General features: G+C 27.1%; 11 protein-coding genes. All 11 read left to right on the forward strand.

Going from position 1 to position 10978, the window contains the following annotated elements:
• Positions 1 to 439 precede the first annotated feature (439 nt).
• Complete coding sequence (locus ACXX84_RS03800) at positions 440 to 733, forward strand: HU family DNA-binding protein (RefSeq protein WP_436358342.1); 294 nt, start codon at positions 440 to 442, stop codon at positions 731 to 733.
• 231 nt (positions 734 to 964) lie between these two features.
• On the forward strand, positions 965 to 2122 hold the full coding sequence (glpO, locus tag ACXX84_RS03805) for a type 2 glycerol-3-phosphate oxidase (RefSeq protein WP_458572933.1): 1158 nt from the start codon (positions 965 to 967) through the stop codon (positions 2120 to 2122).
• Positions 2123 to 2138: 16 nt separating this feature from the next.
• Positions 2139 to 3530 (forward strand): MFS transporter, encoded by a 1392-nt coding sequence (locus tag ACXX84_RS03810; protein ID WP_458561169.1) that lies wholly within the window; start codon positions 2139 to 2141, stop codon positions 3528 to 3530.
• A complete protein-coding gene (locus tag ACXX84_RS03815) occupies positions 3523 to 4254 on the forward strand; it encodes a glycerophosphodiester phosphodiesterase family protein (RefSeq protein ID WP_458560430.1) in 732 nt (243 codons plus the stop codon). Before ACXX84_RS03810 ends, ACXX84_RS03815 begins: the two co-directional genes overlap by 8 nt.
• An 8-nt stretch (positions 4255 to 4262) precedes the next feature.
• Entirely contained in the window at positions 4263 to 5780 is a 1518-nt protein-coding gene (gene glpK / locus ACXX84_RS03820) for a glycerol kinase GlpK (protein ID WP_458572934.1), read from the forward strand.
• 10 nt (positions 5781 to 5790) lie between these two features.
• Positions 5791 to 6549 (forward strand): MIP/aquaporin family protein, encoded by a 759-nt coding sequence (locus ACXX84_RS03825; protein ID WP_458572935.1) that lies wholly within the window; start codon positions 5791 to 5793, stop codon positions 6547 to 6549.
• A gap of 49 nt (positions 6550 to 6598) precedes the next feature.
• On the forward strand, positions 6599 to 7582 hold the full coding sequence (gene dhaK, locus ACXX84_RS03830) for a dihydroxyacetone kinase subunit DhaK (protein WP_458572936.1): 984 nt from the start codon (positions 6599 to 6601) through the stop codon (positions 7580 to 7582).
• Positions 7573 to 8184, forward strand: coding sequence for a dihydroxyacetone kinase subunit DhaL (dhaL, locus tag ACXX84_RS03835; protein ID WP_458572937.1), 612 nt, complete (start codon positions 7573 to 7575; stop codon positions 8182 to 8184). The genes dhaK and dhaL overlap by 10 nt, the downstream gene beginning before the upstream one ends.
• Entirely contained in the window at positions 8184 to 8573 is a 390-nt protein-coding gene (locus ACXX84_RS03840; protein WP_458572938.1) for a PTS-dependent dihydroxyacetone kinase phosphotransferase subunit DhaM, read from the forward strand. The genes dhaL and ACXX84_RS03840 overlap by 1 nt, the downstream gene beginning before the upstream one ends.
• A 267-nt stretch (positions 8574 to 8840) precedes the next feature.
• Complete coding sequence (locus tag ACXX84_RS03845; protein WP_458572939.1) at positions 8841 to 10001, forward strand: DUF4116 domain-containing protein; 1161 nt, start codon at positions 8841 to 8843, stop codon at positions 9999 to 10001.
• A gap of 7 nt (positions 10002 to 10008) precedes the next feature.
• Positions 10009 to 10978 (forward strand): DUF4116 domain-containing protein (locus ACXX84_RS03850; RefSeq protein WP_458572940.1); only part of this gene is annotated, 970 nt, incomplete at its 3' end.

Genomic DNA, 10978 nt, shown 5'->3' on the forward strand with positions numbered 1-10978 from the left:
TGTCCCATACTTTAAATTTTACTTTAAAGTGGTGCACTTGATCTTACAATTAAGCCTCCATTACTGCAATTAATGGAGTTTTTTCATTAATTAAGTCAATCTTAATTAATTTGGATTGTGAAAATGTATTTATACTATTATTATAACACTTTTTTGCAATGTGTTCAATTTTTTTGTAGAAATTTTTTTAAATAAAAAACATTATCTTTAAAAACATTATTTAAATTTAAAAAAATAAACTTTATATTAACAAAAGAAGCATAACAAATTTCTTCTGTTTTAATAAAAAAACAATAAAAATTTGATATATTTTTAATTTTTGTATAAAATTAGAATAACTAATTATTAATATTTTTATAAAAATATCTATAAAAATATATTTTTAGTATAAAATTATATATATTTAAATTTTATAAAATAAAGCAAATTAAAGGAAAATATGACAAAAAAAGAATTTATAAACGATGTAGTTGATAGATTAGATGAAAATTTAAAAGTTAGTCCAAAACAACTAGATCATATTTTAGAAACAATGTTATTTGTTTTAAAAGAACAATTATTGGCAGAAGAAAAAGTTACATTAGCTGACTTTGGAATCTTCTCAACTGTTGTTAGATCACAAAGAAAAATCGTAAATAGTTTTACAGGCGAAGAACAAGTTGTTCCACAAAAAAGAGCAATTAAATACAAACCATCAAAATATTTACGTGATTTAGTAGACTTTAAATCATAAAATATATCAATATATTTATTAAATAAGCATAAACTGCATTTGTGGTTTATGTTTTTTATTTTTATCAAAAAATCAAAAACACTTATTTTGCCCATTTTTTTAAGCATTTTTCAAATAAAAAAATTATTTGTTCATTATAAATAATATTTTTTGAACAAATAAAAGAAAAATTTGAATTTTTATCAATTTTTATATATAATATTATTACCACAAAAATTGGGAGGTGGTATTGTGAAAAACGAAAAATACGATGTAATTATTATGGGTGGGGGAATCATAGGTGCTTCGATTGCTTATGAGTTGTCTCAATATAATATGAAAAATCTATTATTAGAAAAAAATCCAGTATTTGCAGATGAAACTTCCAGAGGAAATTCAGGTGCAATACATGGTGGTTTTGATCCTGAACCAGGAAAAATCGAAGCTAAACTAAATGTTCTTGGAAATCAGTTATGAAGAGAGAAAATTTTTAAAGATTTAGATTTTCCAAGAGCACAAGTTGATTCATTAATTTTAGCTTTTAATGAAGAAGAAATGAAGCATGTACATATGTTATATGATAGAGGTTTAACAAATAAAGTTCCAAAAGAATTTTTAAAAGTGCTTTCTAAAGAAGAAGTACTAAAAAAAGAACCAAATGTTAATCCAAAAGTTCATGGAGCACTTTTATGCACAAGTTCATGAGCAATTGATCCAGTAAGAGCGACATATGCTTTTCTTGGAGCAAGTGAACAAAATGGTACAACATTAAAAAACAATTCTGAAGTTACAGATATTAAATATGTAAATGATGAATTTGAAATCACTTTAAAAAGTGGCGAAAAATTACATTCAAAAGTTGTAATTAATGCTGCTGGTCACTATGCAGATGTCCTTGCACAAAAAGCAGGATATGGCGACTTTAAACAAACAACAAGACGTGGAGAATACAGAATTTTAGCACGTAGTGAAGGTGGAATAGTAAACTCAATTTGTTTTAAAGTTCCTACAATTCACGGAAAAGGTGTTATTGTTGCACCAATGCTTGATGGACATGTTTTAGTGGGACCTACTGCTGAAGAAGGTGTACCAAAAGAAGAAACAAGACTTGTTACAAAAGCAAAATTTGACTATATTGGAGAAATTGGAAAAGAAATTATTCCTTCAATTAGACTTGAAAAAACAATTATGACTTTAGCAGGTTCAAGACCTATTGATGTAGAAACAAACGATTTTGTTATTAGATCTGCTAAAGATAACAAAAAATTTATTAACGCAGCTGGAATGCAATCACCAGCTATTGCCTCAGCACCTGCAATTGCTATTGAAATTGCAAAATTAGTTGAAGAATCAGGACTAAAATTAACTAAAAAAGAAAACTTTAATCCTAAATATACAGTTAGATTTTAAATTTTAGGAGGGCAAAATGTTAGCTAAATTAAAAGGTTTAACCTGAAGACAAATTATTGCCTTAATCATTTTAGCGGCTTCTGATGTTTTTGTAATAGCAGCACCATACTATATTAAAAACATCATTCCAAACTTACACGAATACTTAAACATTAAAGAAGATCAAGTTGCTACTTTAACATCAATTATTGGTTATGTAACACTAATTACTCAACTTCCTGGCGGTTTTTTAGCCAATAAGTTCAGTTCAAGATGGTTGTTGTCTATCGCTGTCTTTTCAACAGGAGCAATAACTTTATGATTTGGAGCTACAATTTGAAATTCAAAAAGTTTAAATCCAAATTCATTATTTATTCAATATTCAATAATTTGAGCGTTATGAGGTGTTAGTTCTACTCTTGTATTCTGAACACCTTTATGAAAACTTGTTTCACAACAAACAACAAAAGAAAATCAAGGCTTAGCATATGGAATTCAAGGAACAGCAAACGGAATTATCGGTTTATTCTTTGTATTTCTATTAGGACTATTAGTTACTAATGTATGAGTTCCAAGAGCAAATGGAAGTGCAATACCTTTTGCTGTTTATGCTTTCTTAATTGCAACCTTTTTAGTTGCTACATCAATCTTTGTACTAATTCTTGTTCCAGAGAAAAAACAAGATAAAGATACAGAAAAAGCTTCATGAGCTAGATTGAAAAAAAGTATAATTTCTGTTTTTAAAGCATTAAAAAATTGAAAATTATGAGCATTATCAATTTTTGTAATGGGTATGTATACATTTCAAAGTGTTTTTGCTTACTATTTAATTCAATTAATGCAAAATGGATACTTAGCACCAGCGATTCTTGTGACTATTTTAGGAGGAATTAGAACTTATGGATTAAGAACATTAGTTTCCACCTTTATAGGAAGATGAGCTGATAAATTTAGATCATATGTTCTTTTCTTAATTATTGTTACAGGAATTGGAATTATTCTACTTGGAGCAATAATCTTACTTGGTTTTGTTCCAAAATCAGCAAATGTTTGAGTAATTGTTTTCAGTTCAATTCTCTATCTATTAGCAGGAATTCTTTCATGAGCAATGGTTACTTTAAGATATGCTCAAATTGGTGAAATTCACTTAGAAAAAAATTCTTATGCTTCAAGTGTTGCTGTTCTTTCTTTTATTGGTTTTTCAACAGATGCTTGACTATACCAAATTACAGGAGCAGTTGGTAAATATTACACACCAACAGGAGCAGATAATACTTCAATACAAGGCTACCAAATTATTTTAGTTATTACATTGGCAATCGCACTTCTTGGACTACTTGCAGGACTTGCTGTGCATATTGCTAACACAATTGAACTTAAAAAATTAGGTAAAACAAACTACAGATGGAGAACATTAGAAAATGCATAACAAACAATTAATTTTAGGACACAGAGGATACTCTGCAATTGCCCCAGAAAATACCGAATTAGCCTTTGAAATGGCTTATCAATTCAATTTTGATGGTGTTGAACTTGATGTTCATTTAACTAAAGATAAAAAATTAGTTATTATCCATGATGAAACGACAAACAGAACAGCACTAACTAAAAAAGAAATTGAATTTTGTACTTTGGAAGAACTTAAAAAAGATGATCACAGCCTCTTTTTTAAAAAAAGTACAAGAAAACAAACAATACTCACATTAGAAGAATTTTTAGATAAATACTTAAATTTATTTAAAATTATTAATGTTGAAATTAAAACTGATCAAAAAGAATATAAAGGAATAGAAGAAGAATTACACAAACTTGCAAACAAATATGGACAAGCATATTTTCAAAAAATAGTTTTTTCATCTTTTAACTTTCAAACACTTAGAAATATGCGCAAGTTAAGTTCAAAATACCAACTTGGATTTCTATTTTGAACAGAAACTCAATTCCAATCAGTTTCTATAGATGAAATGAAACAAGTGTGTCAATTCTTAAATCCTTGAACGGTTTTATATGATAAAGATAAAAAACGTTATCAAAAAATTAACATGCCTTTAATGTTATGAACTCTTAAAGATCAAAAAAAATACAACGAATATTTAAACGATAAAATTGTTTATGCTCAAATTAGTAATTACAAATTTGAAAAAAACAAATAAGGAGAAAAATGAAAGATAAATTTATTATCACATTAGATTCAGGTACCACTTCCTGTAGAACACTAGTGGTAGACCATGATGGAAATATTAAAGCAAGTAGTCAAAGTGAATTTACACAATACTTCCCAAAATCTGGTTGAGTGGAACATGATCCATTAGAAATTTGAAATACACAACTTTCAACAATGCAAAGTGCAAAACACAAAGCAAAAATTAAATCCCACGATATTGTCGCTTTAGGGATTACAAACCAAAGGGAAACAATTGTTTTATGAGATAAAGAAACAGGATTACCTGTATATAACGCGATTGTGTGACAAGATAGAAGAACAACAGATTATTGTGAAACATTAATTGAAAAAGGATTATCAGACTTCTTTAGTGATAAAACTGGATTAATTATTAACCCATATTTTAGTGGAACAAAAATTCGTTGAATTCTTAAAAATGTAGAAGAAGCAAAAACAAAATTAAAAGAAGGAAAATTACTTGCAGGAACAATTGACACTTGATTAATGTGAAAATTAACTGATGGTAAAGTTCATGCAACTGACGTTTCTAACGCTTCAAGAACTATGTTATTTAACATTCACACTTTAGACTGAGATCAAGAAATTTTAGATTTACTTGAAATTCCAAAAGAAATTTTACCAGAAGTAAAATCTTCATCCGGACACTATGGAATTGTTAGTTCACATCACTGATCAAACAAAGCTAAAGGACAAGTTCCAATTACTGGAGTTGCAGGAGATCAACAATCAGCTCTCTTTGGACAATTATGTACAGAAGTAGGAATGGTTAAAAATACTTACGGAACAGGTTGTTTTACACTTGTAAATACAGGACACACTCCAGTTAAAAGCAAAAATAAATTACTAACCACAATTGCTTGAAAACTTGGAGACAACAAAACAGTTTATGCTCTTGAAGGTTCAGTGTTTATTGCTGGAGCAGCAATTCAATGACTAAGAGATTCACTAAGAATTTTATATAACTCAGCAGAATCAGACTTCTTTGCTTCACTTGTAAATGATGATCAAAGAGTATATATGGTTCCATCATTTACAGGACTTGGAGCTCCTTATTGAGATTCATATTCAAGAGGTGCGATTTTTGGTTTAGAAAGAGGAACCAAAAGAGAACACTTAATTAAAGCAACTCTTGATGCAATTGCTTACCAATCAAACGATTTAATTAAAGCAATGGAAAAAGATTTACAAAAACCAATTATCTTATTAAAAGTAGATGGAGGAGCATCAAATTCAAATTACTTAATGCAATTCCAATCTTCAATTTCTAATTTAAAAGTAGAAAGACCTTCTAATATCGAAACTACAGCTTTAGGAGCTTCATATCTAGCTGGATTAGCTGTTGGTTACTGAAAAGATCTAGAAGAAATCAAAAAAATAAACAAAATTGACAAAGTATTTAAACCACAATTAGCACAAAATGAAATTGATGCTTTAATCAAAGGTTGAGATACAGCTGTTAAAAAAACTTTAAATTGAACAAAAGATATAGAATAGGAGAAAAGCAATGAGATTAGATATTTTATCAGAATTTTTAGGAACTTTAGTTCTAATTCTTCTTGGTAACGGTGTTGGATACAGCGTTTCCATGAAGAGAATGTTTGCGAACCAATCTGGAAAATGAATCGTTATCATTTTAGGATGAGGTTTAGCTGTATTTACAGGGGTAATAGTTTCATTATCTCTTGGTGGTTCTGCTCATTTAAATCCAGCAGTCACATTTTTTGTTGCTGTAAGTAGCAAGTTAAGTGATCCATTAATTTTAACATATATTCCTGTGCAAATTTTAGGTGCAATGACAGGACAAATGCTTTTAAACTTCATTAACTGAAAACACATTCAAGAAACAGATTTAGCTACATTAAGAGGAGTACACTGTACAGGACCTGCTTTTGCAAATAAAGAAAAAGCAACTATTTTTAACTTCTCTTATGAATTAGTAGGAACATTATTACTTGTTGGATTAGTATTAGCGTTTGGTAAAGGTGGAAATAAAATAGGATTAGCATCACTTGGTCCAGTTCCAGTAACATTAATTGTTGTAGCAATTGGTGCTTCACTTGGTTCATCAACAGGTTATGCAATTAACCCAGCAAGGGATTTAGGTCCAAGAATGGTTTATGCTTTAATGGAAAAAACATTATTAGCAAATAGAAAAAGCGAACATGTTGGAGGAAACTGATCATACTCATGAATTCCAGTTGTTGCTCCTTCATTAGCAGGTGCAATTATTGGCGCTTTAGCTTTAATTCCAGTTGCAGCTTAATTACTAACTTATAAAAATAAAATAATTAATCAATAAAGGAATTTATTATATGAAAAAAATATTAAATAAAAAAGAAGACATAGTTTTAGAAATGATTAACGGGATTGTAAAAACTAATAAAAAAGTTAAAAAGGTTGAAAACTTTAATGTTATTTACAATACTGAATTTAATAAAAATAATGTTGCTTTAATTTCAGGTGGTGGTTCCGGTCATGAACCAGCACATATGGGATTTGTAGGTAATGGTATGCTTAGTGCTGCTGTTGCAGGAGAAGTATTTACATCTCCTACACCAGATCAAGTTGAAGCAGCAATAAACGCTTTAGATTCAAAAAATGGTACTTTATTAATTATTAAAAATTACACAGGAGACAAATTAAACTTTGAAATAGCACAACAACTGGCTCAAGCAAATGGTAAAAATGTAGAAACAGTATTAGTTGATGATGATGTAGCTGTAGAAAATTCTACTTGAACTATTGGAAGAAGAGGGATTGCTGGAACAGTATTTGTACACAAAATTGCAGGAGCATTAGCTCAAAAAGGATCTTCTTTACAAGAAGTAAAAAGAGTAGCACAAAAAGTAATTCAAAATGTTAGATCATTTGGAATTTCTTTAAACTCTATTTATATTCCAACAACAGGAAAAGAATCATTTTCATTAGCAGCAGATGAAATTGAATTTGGTCTTGGAATTCATGGTGAACCAGGAATTAAAAGAGAAAAAATTAAATCATCAAAAGAAATTGTTAAAGAAATGTTAGATTTAATTTTAAAAGATTATGACTATAAAAACTCAGAAGTTGCTTTAATGGTGAACGGTTTAGGTGGAACACCTGAAATGGAATTATTTATAGCAACTAACGATATTCATGATTATTTAGCAACTAAAAATGTTTCTATTTATAGTTCTCATGTTGGAAATTTTATGACTTCACTTGAAATGCAAGGATTTTCAATTTCTTTACTTAAACTAGATGATGAGCTTAAATCATTATTAGATGAACCAACAGAGGTGAAAAGTTGAAAATAAGTTATTCTAATTTAACTGATGCAATGAAAAACATTGCTAAAGAGTTAAAAGAAAATGAAGATTATATTTCTACTTTAGATCAAACTATTGGTGATGGTGATCATGGATTTAATATGGTTAGAGGATTTACCGAAGTTTCTAATATCCATTTTGAACAAGTAGATTTATCTACGTATTTAACTTTAGTTGGAAGATCACTAATGTCAAAAGTAGGAGGAGCTTCTGGTCCTTTATATGGAATGGCATTTATGAATTCTGCTAATGCATTAAAAGGACATGAAACTTTTACATTTAGCGAATTTAAAATTTTAGTTTCCAGTTTTACAAAATCACTTGAAATGCTTGGAAAAGTAACTTTAAATGAAAAAACAATGTATGATGTTTGAAAACCACTTGAAACTTATTTAGAATCTAAAGAAACATTAGATGCAAGTGAATTTGATGCAATTATTAACTATGTTTATTCTTTAGTAGAAAACACTAAAGATTTAGTTGCAACCAAAGGAAGAGCATCATACTTAAAAGAAAGATCATCTGGCACAATTGATCCAGGTTCTTATTCAAGTTATATTATTATTAAAAATTTAATTAAAGGATTATAATGAAGAAATTATTTATTATTATTTCTCATTACAATAAATTAGCACAAACAATTAAAGAATACTTAACTAAAATGCTTCCTATTGATGAAAATAATATCAAAATAGAAGCATTAGGTGGAATTAATGATGGACAAGAGTTAGGAACTGAACCATTGAAACTACTTGAAATCATCGAAGCAAACAATGATATCAAGGAAATAGTAATATTTTCTGATTTAGGTTCTGCTACTTTAAGTGCAAAAGCAATTATCAGTATGGTAAGTGACAAACAAATTCACGTTTCCCATGGTTCTATTGTTGAAAATTGTTTCTCTGCTTATGTGCTTGCAAACTCTGGAGCTGATTTTGATTCTGTAGTATCAGCAAGTGAAGAACAAATTGTAAAATAACCTTAATTTTAAGCCCACTTTATAGTGGGTTTTTCTATTTTAAAACCAAAAAATGATATAATTAAAAAGTATTAAGGAGAAAAATGAAAAATGAAAAAGGACTATCTCTTAAAATAATTCATATATATATATATATATATATATATCTTAGCAAATTTTTATTTGCTAATTTTTCATTCAAATTTTATAATACAACCAAATTAAATTATATAAAAACCTTATTAAACAAATTAATAGGGTTTTTTACTATTATTAAAGGAGAATAATATGGAAAATATAGATATTAAAAAAGAAAAAGAAAGATTAAAAGAGTTAGGTATAAAATTAGAAAATGAACAAACTTTAACTGATGAAGAATTCGTTTTTAATGTATTAACTAATAAAAAAATTGGATATAGTGAAAAAGGATTATATTTTTCATTTTTATCAGACCAAGCAAAAGAAAATAAAAATTTCATAAATAATTTATTTCAGATAACTAAAAATAACTTATTTATATTTTATGCTTCAAATAAACTAAAAAATGATAAAAACTTTATGTTGAAAGTTATAAAAAAAGATAGATGAATTTTTGATTATTGTTCAGATGAACTAAAAAACAATAAAGAATTCGTTTTAAAAATTGTTCAACAAAATGGTTTAAATCTTAAATATGTTGCTGATGATCTGAAAAATGATAAAGAAGTAGTTTGAGAAGCTGTTAAACAAATAGATTATGCATTAAATTATGCTTCAGATGAAATAAAAAATGATAAAAAATTTGTTGTAAAAGCACTTAAGCAAAATATAAGAGTTGCTAAATATATTTCCACTAGTTTAAAAAACGACAAAGAATTTGTTTTAGAAGGAATGAAAAAACTTTATTTTATGTTTGAATATGCTTCAGAAAAACTGAGAAATGACGAAGAAGTTGCTTTAGAAGGATTCAGACAAAATGGTTTTGCTTATAGATATATTTCTGATAAGTTAAAAAACGACAAAGAATTTGTTTTAAAAGTAGTTAATGTTGCTAATTTTTATGACTTTCCTGATAACTTAAAAGATAATAAAGAATTTATTTTAGAACTTGTAAAGAAAAAAGGTGAATATTTTGAACATGCTTCTGATAAGTTAAAAAACAATAAAGAATTTGTTGTTGAAGTTATTAAACATAGTTGAGAAGCTTTGGAATATGCATCAAATAAAATTAAAAAAGAATTAAAAAATAATAAAGACTTAGTGATTTTACCATCTATTAAAGATGATGCAAGAAATTTTGAACTAATTGCAAGTGAATTAAAAAACGATAAAGAATTTGTTTTACAAGCATTAGAAGTAAATCCTTATATTTTTGCTTCTATACCAGCAGAATTAAAAAATGATTTAGAAATTAAAGAATTATTTAAACAAAAAATGAAAAATATTGTATTAAATGCTTGAGAAAAATAATAAAAATATGGATAATATAGATTTTACACAAGAAAAACAAAGATTAAAAGAATTCGGTTTAAAATTAGAAAACGAAGGTGCTTTAACTGATGAAGAATTTGTTTTTAATGTCTTAACTAATGAAAAAATAGAATACAGTGAAAAAGGGTTATATTTTTCATTTTTATCTGAAGAAATTAAAGAAAATAAAAATTTCATAAATAAATTAATTAAGAAAACAAAAAATTTTTGATTTTTATTTTATGCTTCAAATAAACTAAAAAACGATAAAGAATTTGTTTTAGATTTAGTTAAATCAAGTTATGAATACAATTCTAATTACTTTAAAAACCAGAAAGAAGTTATTTTAAAAGCAGTTAAAGAAAAAAGTGGTTATTTATTACAATTTATTTTAGGTGATTTAAAAAATAACAAAGAAGTTAGTAGGAATTTAAAATACGCTTCTTATAACTTAAAAAACGACAAAAAATTTGTTTTAGAGGTTGTTAAACAAATTGGTTATGCATTAAAATATGCTTCAGAAGAATTAAAAAATGATAAAGAAGTTGTCTTAGAAGCAGTTAAACAAATTGGTTATGCATTAAAATATGCTTCAGATAATTTAAAAAACGATAAAGAATTTGTTTTAGAAGCGGTTAAAGAATCTGGTATTTCATTAGAATTTGCTTCAGATAGCTTCAAAAATGACAAAGAAATAGTTTTAGAAGCAATTAAAGAATCTGCTTGAGCATTACAATATGTTTCAGGTGAACTAAAAAATGATAGAGAAATAGTTTTAGAAGCAGTTAAAAACGTTGGTAAAAGTTTTCAATATGCCTCACATAATTTAAAGAATAATAGAGAATTTATTTTAAAAATAGTTAAAACATCAGGTCTTGCATTAAAATTTGCTAATAATTTTAATAATGATAAAGAAGTAGTGCTAGAAGCAATTAAACAAGATGCTCACGCATTAAAATATGCTTGTGATAACTTCA

It is taken from the genome of Mycoplasma sp. AC157 (assembly GCF_054343415.1).